Annotated in this window: 18 protein-coding genes and 1 tRNA gene; 16 read left to right on the plus strand and 3 right to left on the minus strand. The window is 40.0% G+C overall.

Going from position 1 to position 21,201, the window contains the following annotated elements; genetic code table 11:
- Nucleotides 1-43: 43 nt before the first annotated feature.
- The gene (locus D0Z64_RS00855; RefSeq protein ID WP_127345828.1) at nucleotides 44-1,876 is read left to right on the plus strand and encodes a monovalent cation:proton antiporter family protein; all 1,833 of its coding nucleotides are present in this window, start codon (nucleotides 44-46) and stop codon (nucleotides 1,874-1,876) included.
- Between the two features lie 49 nt (nucleotides 1,877-1,925).
- Here D0Z64_RS00855 and D0Z64_RS00860 read toward each other — a convergent pair whose 3' ends face one another.
- Together D0Z64_RS00860 and D0Z64_RS00865 are read right to left on the minus strand one after the other, a co-directional pair.
- The gene (locus tag D0Z64_RS00860; RefSeq protein ID WP_127345529.1) at nucleotides 1,926-2,738 is read right to left on the minus strand and encodes a DUF6612 family protein; all 813 of its coding nucleotides are present in this window, start codon (nucleotides 2,736-2,738) and stop codon (nucleotides 1,926-1,928) included.
- Nucleotides 2,739-2,786: 48 nt separating this feature from the next.
- A complete protein-coding gene (locus D0Z64_RS00865; protein WP_127345530.1) occupies nucleotides 2,787-3,551 on the minus strand; it encodes a hypothetical protein in 765 nt (254 codons plus the stop codon).
- A gap of 177 nt (nucleotides 3,552-3,728) precedes the next feature.
- Here D0Z64_RS00865 and D0Z64_RS00870 point away from each other — a divergent pair, with 177 nt between their 5' ends.
- The 8 genes from D0Z64_RS00870 to tyrS all read left to right on the plus strand — a co-directional run bounded on the left by D0Z64_RS00870 (nucleotide 3,729) and on the right by tyrS (nucleotide 12,424).
- The gene (locus D0Z64_RS00870; RefSeq protein ID WP_006352000.1) at nucleotides 3,729-4,421 is read left to right on the plus strand and encodes a 2,3-diphosphoglycerate-dependent phosphoglycerate mutase; all 693 of its coding nucleotides are present in this window, start codon (nucleotides 3,729-3,731) and stop codon (nucleotides 4,419-4,421) included.
- 120 nt (nucleotides 4,422-4,541) lie between these two features.
- Complete coding sequence (locus D0Z64_RS00875; protein WP_080881071.1) at nucleotides 4,542-4,829, plus strand: type II toxin-antitoxin system HicB family antitoxin; 288 nt, start codon at nucleotides 4,542-4,544, stop codon at nucleotides 4,827-4,829.
- A 217-nt stretch (nucleotides 4,830-5,046) separates the two neighbouring features.
- Nucleotides 5,047-5,607, plus strand: a complete 561-nt coding sequence (locus D0Z64_RS00880) for an aldose epimerase family protein (protein WP_080881072.1) — start codon at nucleotides 5,047-5,049, stop codon at nucleotides 5,605-5,607.
- 102 nt (nucleotides 5,608-5,709) lie between these two features.
- Nucleotides 5,710-6,852, plus strand: a complete 1,143-nt coding sequence (locus D0Z64_RS00885; protein WP_080881073.1) for an LCP family glycopolymer transferase — start codon at nucleotides 5,710-5,712, stop codon at nucleotides 6,850-6,852.
- Nucleotides 6,852-7,466: a glycerol-3-phosphate acyltransferase gene (locus D0Z64_RS00890; protein WP_080881074.1), complete on the plus strand. Its 615-nt coding sequence runs from the start codon at nucleotides 6,852-6,854 to the stop codon at nucleotides 7,464-7,466. The genes D0Z64_RS00885 and D0Z64_RS00890 overlap by 1 nt, the downstream gene beginning before the upstream one ends.
- 36 nt (nucleotides 7,467-7,502) lie before the next feature.
- Complete coding sequence (locus D0Z64_RS00895; protein WP_127345531.1) at nucleotides 7,503-10,484, plus strand: LTA synthase family protein; 2,982 nt, start codon at nucleotides 7,503-7,505, stop codon at nucleotides 10,482-10,484.
- A 68-nt stretch (nucleotides 10,485-10,552) separates the two neighbouring features.
- Nucleotides 10,553-10,906 carry an acyltransferase family protein gene (locus D0Z64_RS00900; RefSeq protein WP_080881076.1) on the plus strand — a complete coding sequence of 118 codons (354 nt, stop codon included), beginning with the start codon at nucleotides 10,553-10,555 and terminating at the stop codon, nucleotides 10,904-10,906.
- Nucleotides 10,907-11,161: 255 nt separating this feature from the next.
- Entirely contained in the window at nucleotides 11,162-12,424 is a 1,263-nt protein-coding gene (tyrS, locus tag D0Z64_RS00905) for a tyrosine--tRNA ligase (RefSeq protein WP_080881077.1), read from the plus strand.
- A 55-nt stretch (nucleotides 12,425-12,479) separates the two neighbouring features.
- On the opposite strand, the gene D0Z64_RS00910 is transcribed toward tyrS, so the two are convergent.
- The gene (locus tag D0Z64_RS00910; protein ID WP_080881078.1) at nucleotides 12,480-12,809 is read right to left on the minus strand and encodes a prenyltransferase; all 330 of its coding nucleotides are present in this window, start codon (nucleotides 12,807-12,809) and stop codon (nucleotides 12,480-12,482) included.
- 248 nt (nucleotides 12,810-13,057) lie between these two features.
- Between D0Z64_RS00910 and D0Z64_RS00915 the strand changes: the two genes are divergently transcribed.
- From D0Z64_RS00915 to opp3b, 7 genes are all read left to right on the plus strand, one after another.
- A tRNA-Thr gene (locus D0Z64_RS00915) sits at nucleotides 13,058-13,130 on the plus strand.
- Between the two features lie 79 nt (nucleotides 13,131-13,209).
- Nucleotides 13,210-14,523 carry a C1 family peptidase gene (locus D0Z64_RS00920; RefSeq protein WP_080881079.1) on the plus strand — a complete coding sequence of 438 codons (1,314 nt, stop codon included), beginning with the start codon at nucleotides 13,210-13,212 and terminating at the stop codon, nucleotides 14,521-14,523.
- 72 nt (nucleotides 14,524-14,595) lie between these two features.
- Entirely contained in the window at nucleotides 14,596-15,249 is a 654-nt protein-coding gene (locus D0Z64_RS00925) for an HD domain-containing protein (RefSeq protein WP_080881080.1), read from the plus strand.
- Nucleotides 15,250-15,419: 170 nt separating this feature from the next.
- Entirely contained in the window at nucleotides 15,420-17,054 is a 1,635-nt protein-coding gene (locus D0Z64_RS00930; protein WP_080881081.1) for a peptide ABC transporter substrate-binding protein, read from the plus strand.
- Nucleotides 17,055-17,130: 76 nt separating this feature from the next.
- On the plus strand, nucleotides 17,131-18,768 hold the full coding sequence (locus tag D0Z64_RS00935) for a peptide ABC transporter substrate-binding protein (RefSeq protein ID WP_080881082.1): 1,638 nt from the start codon (nucleotides 17,131-17,133) through the stop codon (nucleotides 18,766-18,768).
- A gap of 178 nt (nucleotides 18,769-18,946) precedes the next feature.
- Nucleotides 18,947-20,089 (plus strand): IMP dehydrogenase, encoded by a 1,143-nt coding sequence (guaB, locus tag D0Z64_RS00940; RefSeq protein ID WP_127345532.1) that lies wholly within the window; start codon nucleotides 18,947-18,949, stop codon nucleotides 20,087-20,089.
- Nucleotides 20,090-20,268: 179 nt separating this feature from the next.
- Nucleotides 20,269-21,198 carry an oligopeptide ABC transporter permease gene (opp3b, locus tag D0Z64_RS00945; protein ID WP_080881083.1) on the plus strand — a complete coding sequence of 310 codons (930 nt, stop codon included), beginning with the start codon at nucleotides 20,269-20,271 and terminating at the stop codon, nucleotides 21,196-21,198.
- Nucleotides 21,199-21,201: the final 3 nt, after the last annotated feature.

Raw genomic sequence — 21,201 nt, forward strand, 5'->3', positions numbered from 1 at the left:
GTATAATTGATTTTGTTTTTTTAGGGAAGAGAGAATGAATGAGATGTCACAACTATCACTTTTTCTCGTTGTCTTGCTCGCGCTGGTTATCCCAATTTTTATGGCGCGGTTCAAAGTCAACAACGTACCAACTGCCGTTGCCGAAATTATCGTTGGCATAATTATGGGCAGCAGCGGTTTCAACCTCATCAGCAATACCGCAAGTCTGAGTTTTTTATCAAATCTGGGCGTGATTCTTCTGATGTTTTTGTCAGGGATGGAAATCGACTTTGATTTGTTGAGTCGCAAAAACAATCAAAAAAGACGCAGCCAGAGCGGAAAAATGGTTGATCCATTGAAAACTGCTTTCGCGGCCTTCATTGGGGTTGCCGTGATGTCCTTGATTTTAGCATTTCTGCTAAAACTGTTTGGCCTCTTTAGCGAAGTATCACTAGCAACGATTATCTTTATGACTGTTGCCCTTGGCGTGGTTATCGCGACGCTAAAGGAAAAGGATATTTTAAGTCGACCGATTGGGCAAACAATTTTGCTGACGGCAGTCATGGGCGAAGTTATTCCATTATTGTTGTTAACAGTCTATGCCTCACTCCATGGTGGCAACGCTGAACAATTGTGGCTGATTATTCTGCTGTTTGCGGCCGCAATTTTCTTATTATGGCGGTTCCAGCAGCCCTACAACTGGTTCGTCAAAGTAACTAAGGCTACCACGCAGCTAGATATTCGTTTAGCCTTTTTCTTAATCTTCGCTTTAGTAACAGTGGCCGAAACCGTGGGTGCCGAAAATATTTTAGGTGCCTTTTTGGCAGGGATGGTCATGAAGCTGCTTGAGCCTAGCGAAGCTACCAAAGATAAATTGACCTCAATCGGCTATGGCTTCTTTATTCCCATCTTCTTCATTATGACGGGAGTAAAACTGAATCTGCGAACCTTATTTGCTCATCCAACTTCACTCATGCTCTTGCCAGTTTTGATTATCTTTTTGATTTTGGCAAAAATGCCGGTGGTCGCCGTTTACATGCGTAAATTTGACCATGGCAATGCCTTTGCCGGCGGCTTTTTGACAGCAACAACGATTACGATCGTTTTGCCAACGCTGCAGGTTGCTCGGCGCTTGAAAGTGATCACCAGCACGCAGTCCGATGCCTTTATTTTGGCAGCGGTTGTCGTCTGCATTGTTTGTCCGATCGTCTTTAACTCCAGCTTCAAATTAATGCCGGAAGATCGAATCAAGCAGCGGGTAGTCATGATTGGTGCCAATACTTTCACCATGCCGGTGGTTCACGATTTGCATGACAAGTGGTATGCCATTAAGATGTTCACCAACCAGCAGGACAACTATGATACCTTCAAAAGTCGGTCAAACTTAACCTTTATTCCTGACTTGAATCAAGAGGCTCTTTTAAAGGAAGGTGGTTTTGACTGCGATATTTTCGTCGCTGCTTTGCATAACGATAAAAAGAATATCGAACTGAGTCGCATGGCTAAGAAGATGGACGTTAAACGCGTGATCGTTCGTCTGCAGCAGCCGGAAGCTAAAACAATTAATGATTTGCGCGCAGCGGGCATTGAAATCTTTAACTTTACCAATGTTCGTTCAGCTCTGATGCGGGCCTTAATCGAATCGCCAGCGGTTTACCAGGTAATGACGGACACCAAGAACGTGCTCTATTCCGTTGTTGTACGCAATACCGCCTACACTGGCCGGCAATTAATGGATTGGGAGTTCGTTGACAAGATGACGGTCAGCCGAATTCGTCGTGGCAGCACTTGGCTTTCGCCGCACGGTTCAACAGTGATTGAACCAGGGGATGAAGTGATCTTCTCAGGTGAATTCGAAATTGCTGATCATATTCGCCAGATTTTAGGAAAAGAATAAAGAAAAAAGATCTCTTCTTCACGGAAGAGATCTTTTTGCGTAAGCCTATTTATTTTGAACTTTTCTTGCTGCTCTTGGTTGTTGGCAATGCCTTTGCATTAAGGACGCTGGTTGGCACCTTCAAGAAATCTTGACTGCCGAAGTTGCCGTAGCTTTGACCAAAGCGGGCGGTCATGTACTTGCCGAGCTTCAAGTTTACGAAGACAGTGAAGGTTGATAATTTATTGTTTTTAACAACCATCTTAACGGTCATGTTCTTCAATTTGCCGTATTTTAAGATTCGACGGAAAACAGATTCCTGAGCGGAAGTTTGGCCGACGGTCGCAATGATTGGCTCGATTGCGTTTTTCATCAAAGTTTTATCAGTTAAATTAGCAGTTAAAGTGTAGGTTTGGCCCTTGCGAGTCATCTTATAAGCCTTCACCAACTTAGAACTTGGGTCAAGAATCAACTTGTTGTCCATAATTGCATTGACCAATTCTGCGTAGCTGTGGCCACTCAAACTGTCTAATTTAGCCTTGTACCAAGTGCTGCTGCCGTTGATGAAGACATTGTTCATGTTGACCCATTCTTCAGTACTTTGGGTCTTGCCCTTGCTGGTAGTCTGGTTGGTGATGTGGAAAATCGTGCCGTTATTGCCACCGAAAATCGTATTGGCAGTAACCAACTGGGTTGAAGTATCGGTAGCCAAACGAACGGATTGAATTACTTGTCCGCTCTTAAAAGACTTCTTGGCTTTTTGGACAACTTGCGTTTTAGTCAAAGCAGTTGCTGATTTTTTGGTATTTGACTTGTTGCTGCAGCCGGCCAAAACCAGCCCTAAAAGCAAGATGGGCAATAGCCATAACTTTCTTATTTTCATTCTTAAATAACTTCTTTCCTATAATATTAGAAAATAACTATCTTAAGTTTAATTGGATAGGCTGCCAAGATCAACAGCAGACTTGGTAACTGAACTAGGAATCTGCATTTTGGAAACTTGGTTGATCTTGTCGATCACCATCTTGAGGTGCTTTTCAGAATTATTTTCTTTATAAGCAGCGTCAATAGTCAGGTCAGTTAAACTGTAATTCTTATCAGTTTCAATTTTAACATTGACTTTGCCTGGTTTAACTTTATTGGTATCGATTCCGATCACGGAAGTGATCATGCTGTTTTTAATAATTTCGCTCCATAAAGTCTTATTCTTGCCGCTGTAAGTCAAAGTGTAACCATTGGCGGCCTTTTTAACTTTAAATAATTTGGCAGAGTTGCTGCTGAAAGTCATCAAGGCTGACTGAGCCAAGTCATCGGTTAATTGGGCATAAGATGACGCCTTGCCCAGCTTGGTCTTGAACCAGCGTTTAGAAGAAGTGCCCTGCATTTGGACATAATTATGTTTACTGTTGATCCACATCTTGTAATGGTTGGAATTAGTGGTGAAATCAGCGTAGATAATCAAGGGCTTCTTTTGGTAGCTTGCCTCTGCCTTTTGCAGAGTTTGATTGTTCTTATCAGTTTGAAGCCAAGTAGCATGCAGGCTGCTGAACTTCGTCGTTTGTGTTTTAGCTAAAATGGTTTTGGCAGACGGCGTGCTGCTCTGAGTTGTAGTAGATTTTTTATTTGAGCAGGCAGTTAATGTCAGGATTGCCAGCAAGATCGTTGTAATTAGACTGAAAACTTTTGTTTTTTTCATCTTTAAATTTTCCTTCTATATATATTAATTTTTATTTTATTCGTATAAAACTATCTTTTATTCTACCACGAGAATATTTGCACCTTTCTTAAGCTTTTTTTGCTTTATTCCTATGAAATTTTAAATGAAGCGTGTAAAATAATAGTTGAAACATTGAATTTTCAAAGGAGATATTTCATGTCAAAATTAGTATTGATCCGTCACGGACAAAGTGAATGGAACCTTTCAAACCAATTTACTGGTTGGGTTGACGTTAACCTTTCAGACAAGGGTGTTGAAGAAGCTAAAAAAGCTGGTCGTTTAATCAAGGAACACGGCCTTGAATTTGACCAAGCTTACACTTCATTATTAACTCGTGCCATCAAGACTTTGCACTACGCATTGGAAGAAAGTGGCCAACTTTGGATTCCAGAAACTAAGACCTGGAGACTTAACGAACGTCACTACGGTGCTCTTCAAGGTTTGAACAAGAAGAAGACTGCTGAAAAGTACGGTGATGAACAAGTTCACATTTGGCGTCGTTCATACGATGTTTTGCCACCAGCTATTGATGATGACAGCGAATTCAGTCAAGCACATGACCGTCGTTACGCAAATTTGGACCCACACATCATTCCTAAATGCGAAAACTTACACGTTTGCTTAAACCGTGTAATGCCATTCTGGGAAGATCACATTGCTCCAGACTTACTTGACGGCAAGAACGTAATTATCGCAGCTCACGGTAACTCACTTCGTGCTTTGACTAAGTACATCGAAAACATTTCTGATGATGACATCATGAACCTTGAAATGAAGACTGGTGAACCAGTAGTTTACACCTTCGATGAACACTTAGACGTTGTTAAGAAGGAAAAGCTTGACGACTAATTTTTAGTTGTTTAAATTAAAGTCCTCAATCATTCTGATTGAGGACTTTTTTGTACCTATTTTTAATTTTGGCGTTACCATAGACATGTACAGATATCGAAGATAAGGGAGACGTGTCAATTGAATCACAAGATTGTAACTTATCCAGCAATTTTTAAACCACTTGGTAATGATATTTATGTTGTCAGCTTTCCCGATGTTAAAGGTGCAATTACCGAAGGAAAGGGTTTAAAGGATGCAATGAAGATGGCAGCTGATACTTTGGCAAGCCGTCTTTATAATCATCGAAAATTGCCAAAGCCAACGGATATGAATGAAATAAAAACAGTGGATGATGGTTCTTTTGTCGCTAAGGTGGCTGCAGACTTAACCGAAGCTAGTGAAGACCGCATCGATTATGAAATTTAGTTTTAAGCAACTGGTAGATTCTTAAAAAGCGCAAAAAAAGGCACTGCCGAATGGAAGTGCCTTTTTTTATCAACTTGCTCCAAAAATTAATTACTTTTTATTTCTTATTTTTTGAAACAGTTATATTATATTATAAATAGCAAACAATTGCCATTAATTTTTAATCTTAAGGAAAACTTTAAAACATTATACTAGTTGAAAGAATGGGAGAATAACAATGCAAACAATCGAGAATTCTCTCTTACAAGTCTCTGTGAATGAGAATGGGGCAGGAATTGCCCACTTAATTTCTAAAAAGGATAATTACGATTATCTGGATAACGGAGAAAAGCAAGGGAAAGCAATCATTTCCTTTCCGGGAATCGATCGCGAAAACAACTGGGCAAATAAGCTGCCATGGACAGTCGTCGATAAAGGGGATGCGCGAGTAAGTCTGACATTGATTGATTCAGCCGAAAGCTATAAGCAGTTCCCATATCATTTTGAAATCATGACTACCTATTCAATTGAAGGAACACAATTAAACATTTCTTTTGATTTGAAGAATAATTCAAACAAAAAAATGCCTTTTACTTTAAACTTGGCTTTGCCGCAATTGGCACCGATAACTGACGAGAGCATCAGCAAGATCGTGATGGCTGATGCTGATCATACCGCGACGCTTGAATCAACCGATCTTAAGTTGCAGCAAGACGACGATATGATTAATTGCAGCGTCAATAATGTAGAATTAGATGGCGAAACCGAGCAAATTTTCAAATTAGCGCTTACACTTTAGCGAAAATATAACGATTTTAATAAGATAGAAAAGCAGGTCGGCAGTTGCTTGCCTTTTTTTGCTATAATAACGTCATTGAAAATTAATGATTAGGTATTTGAGATGAAAAGTAACAAAAAACCTGGAAATACTCGAGTTCAGAAATACTCGAACGATTATCATAAAAGGAATCATATTTTAGCTTGGATAATCAGTATTGTGGCTGTATTAGCAGTTGGTGCACTTGCTTATTTTGGCTACGTTTATTTCAAAACCAAGAATGCATTTGATCAAACTTACGATTCTAAGACCAAAGTTTCAATTAAAAAGGGCGAATTTAATGGTAAAAAGAAGTTCGCCGTCCTTTTAATGGGAACGGATACTGGTGCGCTTAACCGAACTGAAAAGCGCGGCCGAACCGATACGATTATCCTGGCAATTGTTAATCCGCAGAAAAAGCGCTACAGCTTGATTTCAATTCCGCGTGATACAATGGCACAGATGGTTAATCCTAGTTCAAGTAGTTCTTCTTCATCATCTGACAGCAGTTCTAATAAGCTGACGGTTGAGAAGATCAATGCTGCCTATTCAATTGGTGGTGCCAAGATGGCGATGGCCACTGTTTCTAAGTTAATCAATGTGCCGGTGAAATATTATGTCGTTATCAACATGGGCGGAATTATGAAAATGATTAGCTACGTTGGCGGGATTAATATTAGACCAAAATTAAGCTTCGAATACAGCGGCTATGTTTTCAAAAAGGATCAATTGACGCACATGGGTGGTGCCGGTGCGCTAGCATATTCACGGATGCGTTATGATGATCCGCAAGGTGACTATGGCCGGCAAGCTCGTCAACGACAGGTAATTGTTGCTTTAATTAAGAAGACAATCTCTGTTGGTTCGCTAACAAATCTGGATTCGATTTTGACATCGTTTTCTGGAAATGTTAAGACCAATTTAACCTTCTCGGCATTGCAATTGATTGCGCTGAATTACCGTGCTTGTGCTAAAATCGTTAAGAGCGACTACCTGCATGGGGTCGGCGTTTATATTGATGGTGCTTCCTATCAGGTTCCGCCAACTTATGAACTGCAGCGAATTTCTGACTACTGCCGTTCAGAATTGGGCTTAGCCAAAGAAACCATCAGCAACAATGAAACTTATCAAAATAAGAAAAACATCAAGAATGGTTTCAAGTTCAACAGTACCAAGACTCAGGACTATACCATTTACGATGATTACACCGAAGAAGGTGATAATTAATGGCGCAACTGTGGTCAACGCTAATTGGCTATGTTTTTGGCAATTTCCTGTTTGCGATAATCATTGGCCGTATTTTTCTAAAAATCGATCCTGCTAAGTACGGTTCCGGTAATCCTGGAACTGCCAATATGGGCGCGGTTTTTGGTAAAAAATGGGGCATCATGACCTGCATCGGCGATTTGCTGAAAACAGGAATAGCATTGTTAATTGTCCACTTTCTTTTCCCGGATAAGATTAATCTGGCTTTTGCCGGATTAGGTCTTATTCTGGGGCACTGCTTTCCCCTTTGGAATAAATTCCATGGCGGCAAAGGAGTAGCGGTTGCAGCTTTGCTTTCAGTTGCGTATGATTGGAAGGCTGGGTTAATCACTTTGCTGATTGCCTTGTTTTTAACAGCTGTCATGCAAAACTTAACAATTCCGCCATTAGTGTTTATACTGCTGTTTAGTATTTACCAACTGCTGCATAACTTAGAGGCGGGAATCGTCTTTTTGCTAATTGCATTAATTATGGCGTTTAAGTTTAGGAAAGATATCGTTGATTTCTTTGCTGGTCGCGGCAAAAAAGTTGATATTTTGCGGACACTTAAGCGAAAATTAGGTATTAAGGCGTAGCAAGATTTTATATTAGTAAGGACTAGAACTAGAAAGATGAATGAAAGAAAAAAGAATTCGTTAACAGTTTGGCAAGCAATTTGTTTGCTTCTGGCAACTTTCTTTATGTTGGTGCAAATATTCAACTTTAGCAGTTCCTTAAGACGTTTCCCATTCGGCAGCGTGTTAAGCTTCGTACCAACAATGGCTACTAATGCCACGATGATATTTGTACCAATGGTCTTTGGTGCAGTTTACAGCAAACGAAAAGTGCATCCAACCGAAAGCTTTAGATTTTGGCTTTCAGCTGTTGTTACTTTGGTTTTACTGTATCTGGTATACTTCTTCAGACTGCCAGGCAATTTCAATATGTGGCTTCTGTGGGGTGTATTTTTCCCAGTTATCACTAGTACTTCTGTTTTACTTAGTGGCTTAATTTTCAGTATTTTGGTCCAGCCATTTTTATATGACTTCCAGAAAAAATTGACTCCTAAGCAAAACTTATTAGTACTTTGTTTATTGACGATCCTTGGCTTTGCTACAAGTGCAGGGACGATGATCTTTAAATACTCCATTTATGGGATCTATTTGATTTTGTATTTTGCTTGGGGGATGTTCCTGGCAAATGCCAAAATCAGTGGCAAAACCTTTAGATGGACAATCTTCGGCGGAATTGTTTCTTTCTTCGTCGTTTTAATTGGTGTACCTGGATTTGACGGTGTTTACTGGTACCAGCTTCTTTCAGGTCGTACAGGCAGCTTTAACGCCTGGAACAGATACTTCCTGGATAACCAAACCTCACCAGCGATGGCTTTGATGGTAATTGCTGTCTTCTTGGTATTTAGACGAGTAATTGTTAAGTTTACCAGCCGTGAAATGCGTTACTTTATTCCAGTAATTGCCTTCATGGATGCTCCTGTTACCGCAGGACTTTTAAAATCATTCCATCTCACTAACAGTGCAGGTTTGAACAAGATAATCATGATTATTATCATGATGATCGTCTGTCTGCTTCTGGCAAAGGTTTACGATAAATACCTCTTCAGAATCAGACCATTTAGAAGAACTTTGCTCAAAATTAGCCGTCGTTCAAGCTTGATTGAAATTCTTCAAGACAGTTGGTCAGCTCTTGTTCGCTGGGCAACTGAACACCGAGTTCAGCTTTTGACCTGGAGCTGGTTCTACGTTTTGAGTTTTGCCTCTTTCTTAATTGAATCAGACAATTTAAGAATTCAAATTTCAACAGCTTCAGACGTTAATGCGGTTGTCTTCTTGCTTGGTACGAGATTCTTCGCCATCATATTGACGACAATCTTCCTTGATGCCATGTTCTCAATCTTATACTTTGTTACTACCCGTTACTGGACCTCAACCATTCTGGTCAGTGTAGTTACAATCGGCTGGGCTGTTGCTAACAAAGTTAAGCTTAATCTTCGTGGTGAACCAATCTACCCAAGTGAATTAGCTGAAGCTTCTAACTTTAAGACTTTGATTCCAATGATCGGTAGTACAATTCTGATCGTTGCCGGAATCGCAATTTTAATCGTTGTCTTGTTGGCAGTCTTCTTGGAAATTAAATATCCAATCAAGAAGAAGGGTTCATGGAAGCACAGAGGAATTTGGGCATTGCTCAGTTTGCTTTTGTTCTTGACTCCACTTCGCTTTAACCATGACGGTGACATTATTTACCACATCAACCGTGGCTTTGACAACAAGCAATCATTTAGAAACCCTGAACGTGATATTCAAATCAATGGTCCTGTTTTGAACTTCCTGAATTACATTGACTTGCAGATCATGAACGAGCCTTCAGATTACTCCAAGAGCACAATGACTAAATTGGCTAAGAAGTATGAAAAGATCGCTGCTCAAATTAATAAGACAAGAAAGAATAACATTAGCAGTCAAACAATTGTCTTTAACTTGAGTGAAAGTTTTGTTGACCCATACACATTCCCAACGATCAAGATTGATAAATCCGTACCAAATCCGGTTAAATTCATTCAATCAATGAAGAGCAGAGCTACTTACGGCAACATGCTTAGTGCTGGTTACGGTGGTGGTACTGCCAACATGGAATGGGAAACTTTGACCGGTCTTAACATGGGACTCTTCAGAACAACTTTGACCCCTTATGTTCAAGTTGTTCCAAGATACAAGTACTACCCAACAATCGGTATGAATTTTAGCTACAAGTCTGCTGTTCACCCATTCATCGGTACTTACTACTCAAGAGTTGAAGACTACCAGCGGTTTAAGTTTAATAAGTTTGTTTATTTAGGTTCTAAGTACAAGATTATTGACCAAAAAAAGTTGGGCAAGAGTACATACAACTCTGACTACACTACTTATGCTAATGGTTTGAAACAAATTAATTCACGCTCAGGCGGTCAATTCATTAACTTGATTTCGATCCAAAACCACATGCCGTACAACAACTGGTATCCAAAGAACGAATACATGGGCAAGATTTCAGGTGATTTGTTCAAGAGTGGTGCCGTTCAACAACAAATGGCAACTTACATTAAGGGTACGCAATACACTGATAAGGCAGTGAAGAAATTTATTACTCAAATCGATAAGATTAAGAAGCCAATTACAGTTGTATTCTACGGTGACCACTACCCAAGTATTTTGTCACAAAGCTACACTTCAAAATATCCTGTTCAAATGCACTCAACTCGTTACTTCATCTACTCCAACAAGTATGCTCGTCAACACGGTGCTAAGAGCAAGTTGACCCAAAATACTGACTACGTAAGTACGAGTGACTTCATTGCAATGATGCTTGAACAGACTAATTCAAAGGTAACTCCTTACCAAGCACTTTTGACTGAAGTTCATAAGAAGCTTCCTGCAATCACCATCAACTACGAAGGTGACAAGGGCTTCGAATTGATTAACCAAAAGGGTAAGAAAGTCGATCCAAAGACTTTGACTTCAGAACAACAAGCCCTTCTTAAAGACTACGAATTAGTTCAATATGACATGACTGCTGGTAGTGCCTATGGTTTATCCATCAGTGGTTTTTACAAGTAAAAAATAATTTAAGAAATACCACTAGTCTGCAGCTAGTGGTATTTCTTTGAAAAAGGAAAAATAAAAAAGTGGAAAAAGCAAAGGGAAGGATTCATTATCTGGATTGGCTAAGAATCTTAGCGACGATTGCGGTAATCGTGATCCACGTTTCAAGTCAAAAAGCATATGGTCTGGCGCAAATCGGTTCAGCACCTTGGCAGGGTTTCAATTTTTGGGATTCGCTGTCACGCTGCAGTGTTCCGCTTTTTGCCATTATTTCTGGGGCTCTGTTTTTAAATCCGAATTATCATTTTCAGCTTAAAAGGCTGTTCACTAATAGTTTCTTGCTTGTGCTGTGTCTGGCAACAATTATTTTTATTGTTTCTGGCTTGGTAATGGCCTTAGTGCAGCAGATTCCATGGTTTAATAAGCACATTATGTAAAAAGTGGTTGACTATTTGACCAAAACTAAGTAAGATCATTATTAACAAAGTAGCAAGATGGTTCAGCGTTCAGAGAACTAGCGGTTGGTGTGAGCTAGACAGACCATTTTTGACGAAATACTGAAGGGGGCGGTTCCCGTAAAGACTGTTAAGGCGCTGTTTGGCGCGAATGTGGGTGGTACCACGGCTAATGATGAAGTTTAGTCGTCCCTTGAAGAGAAATCTTCGAGGGACGTTTTTTATTGGAGGAAAAACATGGCAAAATTCGATATTTTAGAGGATTTAAAATGGCGCGGTGCGATTAACCAACAAACTGATGAAGAAGGCTTGCGCAAGTACTTAGCTGAACATGATGACGTAGCTCTATACTGCGGAACTGACCCAACCGGTGATTCTCTTCACATTGGACACTTGATTCCATTTATGATTTTGAAGAGATTCCAAATGGCTGGTTACCACCCAGTAATTTTAATCGGTGGTGGTACTGGTGCAATCGGTGACCCATCTGGTCGTAAGACTGAACGTGTCCTTCAAACTGCCGCTCAAGTTGAACATAATGAAAAATGCTTGACTGACCAAATGAAGCGCTTATTTGGTACTGAAAACTTCGAAATCGTCAACAACAAGGCATGGTTAGGAAAGCTTAACTTAATCGACTTCTTGCGTGATTATGGTAAATACTTCCAAGTTAACAACATGCTTAACAAGGATGTTGTTGCCAGCCGTCTTGAAAACGGAATTTCCTTTACTGAATTTACCTACCAAATTTTGCAGGCCATCGACTTCTATCACTTAAACAAGAATAACGGCGTTCAACTCGAAATCGGTGGTAGTGACCAGTGGGGCAATATCACTGCCGGCATCGATTTGATTCACAAGCTTGAAGGTGCAGATCGTCCAGCCTTTGGTTTGACTATTCCATTGATGCTTAAGGCTGATGGTACCAAATTTGGCAAATCTGCTGGTGGTGCTGTTTGGCTTGATCCAGAAAAGACCAGTCCCTACGAATTCTACCAATTCTGGATTAACCAAGATGACCGTGATGTAGTTAAATACTTGAAATACTTCACTTTCTTGTCACGTGAAGAAATTGAAGATTTGGCTGAAAAGACCAGGAAAGAACCTTGGAAGCGGGCTGCTCAAAAGAAGTTGGCTGAAGAAGTTACTAAGTTTGTCCACGGTGAAGACGGCTTAAAAGAAGCACAAATGATTACTGATGCTTTGTTCTCAGGCAATATTAAAGATTTGTCAGTTAAGCAAATTGAACAAGGTTTGAAGTCAGCTCCTAGTGCTGAAACCGATGCTAAGGCAAAGAACATCATTGACTTCTTAGTTGATACCAAGATTGAACCATCTAAGCGTCAAGCGCGTGAAGATGTCAAGAATGGTGCGATTTACGTTAACGGTGATCGTGAACAAGATTTGGAATTCGATGTTGATCCAGCTAGTGCTTTCGAGGGCAAATACGTCATCATCCGTAAAGGTAAGAGAAAGTACACTTTAGTTCACGTTAAATAAAAAGAGCATAAAAAATAAGCTATCGTAAGTGATAGCTTATTTTTTTGCCTAAAATTTAGAAGTGGAGCAAGAAGCCGATGAACATCGTAACGATTTCGGTAGCAACCATGATATGGAAGTTGAAAATCGAAGTCATAAAAGTCTTTTGCTTATCCGGGTTAGCGACGAATTTATCAACATTCTTTTTAACCCAAGGGAAAGTTCCCAAAGTTAAAATTGTACAAATTGGGGCAAAGCGGAAAATCACACTTAAAATAATTGCGACGTACGGCATATATTCCAAGAAGTAATAGAAGTTGACCGCTTTTTTAATTCCAAAGACAATCGGCATAGTCGCCCGACCATTGATCTTATCACGATCATGGTCAGCAATATTGTTGGCCAAAATCGCGCTTCCAATGGAATGTGTTCAGCTTCAATCGGACTGTTGCGCTTGGTTTTTTCATCTTTTTCCGTGATGTAATCTATAGTATGATTAATATCGGTGATTATATTGTCATAGCCATAAAGGGAAAAAAGACTAGGTTTCAATGTCCGCAAACTTGACATATTGTTTAAAATTCATTTTTCTCTATCTTCCATTCATTTTATATTTTAAACTATAGATATAGTCTTTATCAAAAACGTTTTTATGCTGCTTTAGCTCAGGAGGTAGAGCACCGCCGTGGTAAGGAGGAGGTCCCCAGTTCAAATCTGGGAAGCAGCTTTTTATATTTGGCTTGAATGATAAAGAGCTATAAAATTAAAATCAAAAGATTAGAGATGCAATAAAGAAGGGATGCACAATGACTCATAAACTTACTTTTGACGAAATTGCTGATTTTCAAAAGAATTATCAAGCAGATGCCCGCAATCAAGTAGCTGAAATGGCAACAGTTACTAATGGCGTTCAACAAGCCAGCTTTAATACTGAAGCTGTGCGAGACATCAATCGGACTTTTTCAATTGAAATTCCAACTGATGCAGTAACCAACCAGAAGCAGTCAGGACGCTGCTGGCTGTTTGCAGCATTGAATGTGATGCGTCACCAATTCGCTAAGAAGTACCATGCTAAGAATTTTGTCTTTTCTCAAGCATACTTGTTCTTCTGGGACAGAATTGAACGCGCCAACATTTATTTTGATCATATTTTGGAAACTGCTGATAAGCCAGTAGATGATCGAACGGTTCATTTTTATTTGCAAGGACCAGACACCGATGGTGGTCAATGGCACATGGCTGTTTCTTTGATTAGAAAATATGGTTTGGTACCAGATTATGCTTATGGCGAAAGCTTTACGGCTAATAATACAGCTGCTTTCAATCAAGCTTTGAACATGAAGCTGCGCGAAGACGGTCTTGTTTTGCGTGAACTTGCCCAAAAGGGTGATCAAGATGAGATCGAAAAGAAGCGGAAAGAATTTTTGAACGAAGTTTACCGGATGGCAGTGATTGCCTTTGGTGAGCCAACGCAAAAATTTGATTTGGAATATCGCGATGATGACAACAAATATCAATTAGATCAGAATTTGACGCCGCTCGATTTTTTCCACAAGTATTTTGAAGATGATCTTGATGAATATGTTGTATTGTTTAACGCACCAGATCATGAATTTGATAAGCTTTATGCCTTGCCATTTGAGGACAATGTGGAAGGCGGAACGCCAATTCAATTTTTGAATACGAAAATCGATAATTTAAAGCAAGCAGCAATCAAGCAGCTTGAAGCAGGCGAAACTATTTGGTTTGGCTGTGATGTCGGCAAGGAAAGCGACCGGCAAAAAGGCTTGATGGTCAAAAACCTGTATCAAACTGATACGCTTTTTAATATTGAAACCAAGTTGGATAAGAAAGAACGCTTGTTGACTGGTGCCAGCGGCTCAACGCATGCAATGACTTTGGTGGGCGTTGATGTTGTTAATGGCAAGCCGCGCCAATGGAAGGTAGAAAATTCTTGGGGCGATAAGGTCGGCAAGAATGGCTACTTCGTGATGAGCGATGATTGGTTTGATGAATACTTGTTCAAAGTTGTCGTTAAGAAGAAGTATTTGCCAAAGAAGCTAGTGGAATTAGCTGAAGGCAAGGCAACGCCAGTTCCATGTTGGGACAGTATGGGATAAGTTGCACTTGCAGGCTTTGTTTGCTTAGTGCAACTATTCTTGATTATGTGAGTAATTGGAAAAAGTGAAGTTATGGATTTAAGCAAAATTATCGCTTTTACGCAGCAGCAACTGGCAGATGAGCGTACAGGACATGATTTTTATCATGGCAAACGAGTAGCAGATCTTGCTTCTAGAATGTATCTCAGCGATCATGCCTCAGCTCACGCTGACAGCCGAGTAGTAGCAATTATTCGCACGGGCGGCTACCTGCATGATACGATCGATGAAAAAATTTGCGTCGATCCGGCCGCGGTGATTGCCAAAATTAAAAAATTGTTGCCGGAGGTTGGCTTTACTGAACTTGAAACAGAAGATATTTTGTTTTCAATCCAGCATTTGTCTTTTTCTCAAAATATAGGTCATCATTATCATTTGCCGCTAACAGGACAATATGTGCAAGATGCTGATCGTTTGGAAAGCCTGGGTGCAATTGGGATTGCACGGGCGTTTACTTATGGTGGAAAACATGGCAATTTAATCTATGATCCTAGGATTAAGCCGCAAAAGCTGGTTAGTCATGACCAGTACCGCCAACATGAGGAGACAACGATTAATCACTTTTATGAGAAACTTTTTCATTTAACTGACCTCATGAACACCGAAGGTGGCCGAAAAGAAGCCGAAAAACGGACGAATTTTATGCGTGAATTTGTCAAAGAATTCATGTTAGAGTGGAATGTTTAATTAAATTTAATCTTGATAAAGACCGGTATAGCACTGCTATCCGGCCTTTTTACATATTATAATAAAAATGAAATTAAAAATAATTATTGCATTTTAATAAATAGCTGGGTATACTGATAACCAAGTTAATAAATTTTATTAAATTTATCATTTTGAGAGGAGTCCGTTATATGAAATTTACAAGAGTATTGGCAGCAGGAGCCACTGTTTTGGCCTCAGCTGTAGCACTTGCGGCCTGTGGTTCATCCTCAAGCAGCAACTCTTCATCTTCAGCTAAGCAAACCATTAACTGGGAAGAAAGTGCTGAAATCCCAACAATGGATTTGTCGAAGGCTACCGATGTAACCAGTTTTAACCAATTGAACAACGTTATGGAAGGTCTTTACCGTTTGGGCAAAGATTCCAAAGTTGAACCGGGTTTGGCAACTAAGACAACAGTTTCTAAAGATGGTAAGACTTGGATTTTCACTTTGAGAAAGAATGCTAAGTGGTCCAATGGTGATCCTGTAACCGCTAAGGATTTTGTTTATTCCTGGCGCAGAACAATTAATCCAAAGACTGCTTCTCAATACGCTTACTTGTTTGAAGGAATTCACAACGCTACCAAGATTAGTGCCGGCAAGGCATCAGTGAATAGCTTGGGTATTAAGGCTGAAGGCAACTACAAGTTGGTCGTCACTTTGGACAAGCGAATTCCATACTTTAAGTTGTTGATGGGCTTCCCATTATTCTTCCCACAACAAGAAAAGGCAGTAGAAAAGTACGGTTCTAAATACGGTACAGCTTCTAAGTACATGGTTTACGATGGACCATTTAAGCAAACCGGTTGGACTGGCTCAAACCTTTCATGGAGCTTAAAGAAGAACCCAGATTACTGGGATAAGAAGCATGTTAAGTTGAACACCATTAACTACAGTGTTCAAAAGACGCCATCAACTGCTTACAACTTGTACCAATCTGGCAAGATTGATGCCGTGGCATTGGATGCTTCAGAAACCAAGAACTTGAAGAACCAAAAAGGCTTTACCCTTCGTCCAGGTGCAAGTACTTTCTACTTGCAATACAACGAAGCTAAGAATAAGAATTTAAAGAATGCAAACTTACGTCGTGCTATCTCTCTTGCAATTAACAGAAAAGCTTTAACTAGTGCCTTAGGTGGTGCTAACAAGCCAGCAAGTTCATTGACAGCTGCAGGTCTTACCAAAGTTGAAGGTCAAGACTTTGCTACTAAGGCTAAGGACACTCAATACAGTAAGTACGATCCAACTGAAGCTAAGAAGCTTTACAAGAAAGCACTTAAAGAATTAGGTGTGAAGAGCATATCCTTAACGATTTTGTCTGATGATACTGATGCTGGTGAAAAGACCACTGAAACTCTTCAAAGTGAAATTGAAGAAAACTTAAAGGGCATTAAGATCAGTGTTCAAAACCTTCCATTCAAGACTCGTTTGAGCCGTTCAACTTCCGGCAACTTCGATATCGTTGTTAGTGGTTGGGGTGCAGACTTCGCCGATCCAATTTCATTCGACGATTTGTTCACTACCAACAACCCAAACAACAACGGTAAATGGAAGAACAGCGAATACGATAAGTTAATTGCCGCTTCTAAGACTACAAGCAACAGCGAGGAACGTTATAACGACCTTGTAAAGGCAGAAAAGATCTTGCTGAAGGATCAAGGTATTACTCCTTTGTACTACCAAACTACAGCTTGGTTGATTCGTCCAAACATCAAGGGCGTGATCTACAACCCCGCTGGTGCTAACTACAACTTCAAGGAAGCATATGTTTCAAGTAGCAAATAATATAGGAGCCGCTGAGTCAAAAAGAGATAGCTGCAGCAGTTGGCTATCTCTTTTTGATTAGAAAGTGTATTAAGTTATGAAATTAAATTGGAAACGATGGCTTGCAGCAGGTCTTGCTGTTGGAGCATGTGCGCTGGCACTGACAGCCTGTTCAAGTGGTTCAAGTTCATCTACTAGTGCTAAACAAACAATTTCTTGGATGGAAACATCTGAAATTGAAGGGATGGACCAATCAGTTGTTACCGACTCAACTAGTTTTAACCAATTGAATAACACGATGGAAGGTTTCTATCGTTTGGGTAAAAATTCAAAGATTGAACCCGGAATCGCCACTAAGACTACAGTCTCAAAGGATGGTAAAACATGGATTTTCACTTTGAGAAAGAATGCTAAGTGGTCCAATGGTGATCCTGTAACCGCCAAGGATTTCGTATATTCATGGCGCAGAACGGTTAACCCAAAGACCAATTCACAATATTCATACTTGTTCTCAGGCATTAAAAATGCTGACGCTATCATCGCTGGTAAGAAGTCAGCCAATACTTTAGGCATTCAAGCCGAAGGCAATTACAAAGTTAAGGTTACTTTGGATAGAAGAATTCCATACTTCAAGCTGCTGATGGGCTTCCCATTATTTGCACCTGAAAATGAAAAAGCAGTTAAGAAGTTTGGCAAGAAGTATGGTACAGCTTCTAAATACATGGTTTATGATGGTCCATTTGTTCAAAAGGGCTGGACTGGTACCAACTTAACCTGGAAATTGGTTAAGAACAAGAATTACTGGGACAAGAAGGCTGTTAAACTGCAAACGATTAACTACAGTGTTCAAAAGACTCCTTCAACCGACTACAACTTATACCAAGCTGGCAAGCTTGATGCCGCTATTCTTAGTGCCCAAGCAGCTAAGAGTTTGAAAGGACAAAGCGGCTACACTGTTCGTCAAACTTCATCAACACAATACCTTGAAATCAATCAAGCCAAGAACAATGGCTTAAAGAATCTTAACTTACGTAAGGCAATTTCAATGGCAATTGACCGTAAAGGCTTAGCTAGCGCTGTTGGTGGCGCAAATAAGCCAGCCACTACTTTATCTGCACCTGGCATGACGATTGTTAATGGCAAGGACTACACTGATTTGGTTCAAAATTCTCAAACCAAGGCTCTTTGCACATACAATCCGACTAAAGCCAAGGCCTACTTCAAGAAGGCTTTGAAGGAATTAGGCAAGAGCAAGCTTTCATACACAATCCTTTGCTACGATGATGATGCTTCTAAGAAGGCAGCTGAATCAATTCAAAGCAACCTTGAAGAAAACTTAAAGGGCTTAACTATTAACATTTCAAGCATGCCTAAGAAATCTGCTTTGAGTCGTGGGGTTGCCGGCAACTTTGAGATCTTCTTAATGGGCTGGCAAGCTGACTTCAACGACCCAATTTCATTCCTTGACATGAACACTACCAACAACTCATACAACTGGCAAAAGTGGTCCAACAAGCAATACGACAAGTTGGTTGCTGCTTCTAAGACTACTTCAAGCTCAAGTCAACGTTGGAATGATTTAGCTAAAGCCGAACAAATTATCATTGAACAACAAGGTGTAACACCACTTTACCACGCAGCAAGCGCTTGGATGATTCGTCCATCTGTTAAGAACGTTGTCTTCAACGGTGCAGGTGCCAACTACAACTTCAAGACCGCTTATGTTACAAAATAAACAACAATTTTTAACCTACCAATTTATTAAACAAATATCCTCTCTTTATATAAAATAAGAAGCTAGAAAAAATATTCTAGCTTCTTTTCTTTTGCACTTGACCAAAATATATTCAACTAGTAAAGTATAGCTAATTTAAGTTAATAATGAATTATTTAGAAAAGGGAGAGCAGTTTCGATGTCAAATTGGGATACAAAGTTTGCCAAAAAAGGTTTAACTTTTGATGATGTTTTGCTTATTCCAGCAGAAAGTCATGTTTTGCCAAATGAAGTAGATTTAAGTACGAAGTTAGCTGGTAATTTAAAATTAAACATTCCACTGATCAGTGCCGGGATGGATACGGTCACTGAAGGTGCAATGGCGATCGCAATGGCTCTCCAAGGTGGCTTGGGCGTTGTTCACAAGAACATGTCAATTCGAGCACAAGCAGGAGAAGTTGCTAATGTTAAAAGCGTAGTTGTACCAAATGGCGCAACAAAGGCCGCAGTCGATGATCAAAATCGTTTACTTTGTGCAGCTGCAGTTGGTGTAACCAGTAATACTTTTGAAAGAGCTGAAGCATTACTAGAAGCAGGTGCAGACGCAATTGTAATTGATACGGCTCATGGTCACTCAGCTGGCGTATTGCGCAAGATTAAAGAATTCCGTGAACATTTTCCAAACCAAACTTTAATTGCTGGTAACGTTGCTACTGGCGATGCTACTCGCGCATTGTTTGATGCTGGTGTTGACGTAGTTAAAGTCGGAATTGGACCTGGCTCAATTTGTACCACTAGAATCGTCGCCGGTGTTGGTGTTCCGCAAATTACCGCGATTTATGATGCAGCTACGGCTGCTCGTGAATACCACAAGCCAATTATTGCCGATGGTGGTATTAAGTACTCTGGTGACGTTGTTAAGGCTTTAGCAGCAGGTGGTAATGCCGTAATGCTCGGAAGCATGCTTTCAGGTACTACCGAAGCTCCTGGCGATATTTTTGAAGATAACGGCAAGAAGTACAAGCGCTACCGTGGCATGGGTTCAGTTGGTGCTATGGCTCAAGCTCATGGTTCAAGCGACCGTTACTTCCAAGGCGGTGTTAACGAAGCCAACAAGCTTGTTCCTGAAGGTGTTGAAACTCGTGTTGAATACAAGGGTGATGTCAGCGATGTTGTCTTCCAAATCGATGGTGGCCTTCGTTCAGGCATGGGCTACTGTGGTGCCGCAAACATTAACGAATTGATTGATAAGGCACAATTTGTTCAAATTACCAATGCTGGTTTGCGTGAATCACACCCACACGATGTGCAAATGACTAAGGCAGCTCCTAACTATAAGTAATTTAAATAAAATAGCTAATAGTAGATATAGCAAGCAATAAGAGAAAAGGATTTTATCCTTTTCTCTTATTTTTTTAATTAATATGTTATTTTCTTAGACAATTTCCATTTTTCTGCTATAATTAGACCGAACATTAAAAAATGATGTGAAGATTAAAACAAAAATAGGGAGCTGTTAATATGGCTAAGTACTTATTGAAACGTATTTTATATATGATCCTCACTTTGTTTGTTGTAGCAACGGCAACCTTTTTCTTAATGAAATTAATGCCAGGTTCTCCATATGCTAATGAAGCAAAGATGACGCCAACACAGTTAAAAATTATGAATGAGCAATATGGTTTGAATAAACCTGTTTGGCTGCAATATCTCATTTATATCGGAGGAATGCTCCATGGTGATTTTGGAACATCCTTCCAATACAGCAACCAGCCAGTTTCATCATTAATTGCCTCTCGTCTAGGTGCATCTTGTCAATTAGGTTTGCAAGCCTTAATTCTTGGTGTTGTTTTGGGCGTTATCATCGGTGCAATTGCCGCAATGAGACAAGGCACATGGGTTGATTCTACAGCAACTGTTTTTGCAATTATTGGTAAATCGGTCCCTAACTTCGTTTTAGCAGTTCTTCTGCAGTACTACATCGGTTTGAAATTAGGTTGGTTCCCAATCGCTGGCTGGGGTCAATTTTCAGAAACGATTTTGCCAACCATCGCCTTAGCGGTAGGTCCATTAGCTGAAACCGCGCGGTTCATCAGAACGAGCATGGTTGATACTTTAAGCAGTGACTATATTGAATTAGGTAAGGCCAAAGGTTTGAGCAGAATCGAAGTTATCCGCAAGCACGCAATGCGTAACTCAGTTATCCCACTGGTTACTTTAATTGGACCATATGCGGTAGCTTTGATGACCGGTTCAATGGTTATTGAAAATATCTTCAATATTCCTGGAATCGGGGAACAATTTGTTAAGTCAATTTTGACGAATGATTACCCAACAATTATGGGAATTACGATGGTCTACTGTATCGGATTGGTCATCGTATTGCTGATCACGGATATTGTTTATGGCTTGATTGACCCAAGAATTAGATTAGCTGGAAACGAGGATTAATGA

Source organism: Lactobacillus amylolyticus (assembly GCF_003999355.1).
Classification (GTDB): domain Bacteria; phylum Bacillota; class Bacilli; order Lactobacillales; family Lactobacillaceae; genus Lactobacillus; species Lactobacillus amylolyticus.

Excerpts from the sequence above, each read along its gene's own strand:
- D0Z64_RS00860 (WP_127345529.1), bottom strand. The coding sequence starts at position 2,738 with ATGAAAATAAGAAAGTTATGGCTATTGCCCATCTTGCTTTTAGGGCTG.
- D0Z64_RS00930 (WP_080881081.1), top strand. The coding sequence starts at position 15,420 with ATGAAATTTACAAGAGTATTGGCAGCAGGAGCCACTGTTTTGGCCTCA.
- D0Z64_RS00925 (WP_080881080.1), top strand. The coding sequence starts at position 14,596 with ATGGATTTAAGCAAAATTATCGCTTTTACGCAGCAGCAACTGGCAGAT.
- D0Z64_RS00895 (WP_127345531.1), top strand. The coding sequence starts at position 7,503 with ATGAATGAAAGAAAAAAGAATTCGTTAACAGTTTGGCAAGCAATTTGT.
- D0Z64_RS00870 (WP_006352000.1), top strand. The coding sequence starts at position 3,729 with ATGTCAAAATTAGTATTGATCCGTCACGGACAAAGTGAATGGAACCTT.
- D0Z64_RS00885 (WP_080881073.1), top strand. The coding sequence starts at position 5,710 with ATGAAAAGTAACAAAAAACCTGGAAATACTCGAGTTCAGAAATACTCG.
- tyrS (WP_080881077.1), top strand. The coding sequence starts at position 11,162 with ATGGCAAAATTCGATATTTTAGAGGATTTAAAATGGCGCGGTGCGATT.
- D0Z64_RS00890 (WP_080881074.1), top strand. The coding sequence starts at position 6,852 with ATGGCGCAACTGTGGTCAACGCTAATTGGCTATGTTTTTGGCAATTTC.
- D0Z64_RS00865 (WP_127345530.1), bottom strand. The coding sequence starts at position 3,551 with ATGAAAAAAACAAAAGTTTTCAGTCTAATTACAACGATCTTGCTGGCA.
- D0Z64_RS00880 (WP_080881072.1), top strand. The coding sequence starts at position 5,047 with ATGCAAACAATCGAGAATTCTCTCTTACAAGTCTCTGTGAATGAGAAT.
- D0Z64_RS00935 (WP_080881082.1), top strand. The coding sequence starts at position 17,131 with ATGAAATTAAATTGGAAACGATGGCTTGCAGCAGGTCTTGCTGTTGGA.
- guaB (WP_127345532.1), top strand. The coding sequence starts at position 18,947 with ATGTCAAATTGGGATACAAAGTTTGCCAAAAAAGGTTTAACTTTTGAT.
- D0Z64_RS00920 (WP_080881079.1), top strand. The coding sequence starts at position 13,210 with ATGACTCATAAACTTACTTTTGACGAAATTGCTGATTTTCAAAAGAAT.
- opp3b (WP_080881083.1), top strand. The coding sequence starts at position 20,269 with ATGGCTAAGTACTTATTGAAACGTATTTTATATATGATCCTCACTTTG.
- D0Z64_RS00855 (WP_127345828.1), top strand. The coding sequence starts at position 44 with ATGTCACAACTATCACTTTTTCTCGTTGTCTTGCTCGCGCTGGTTATC.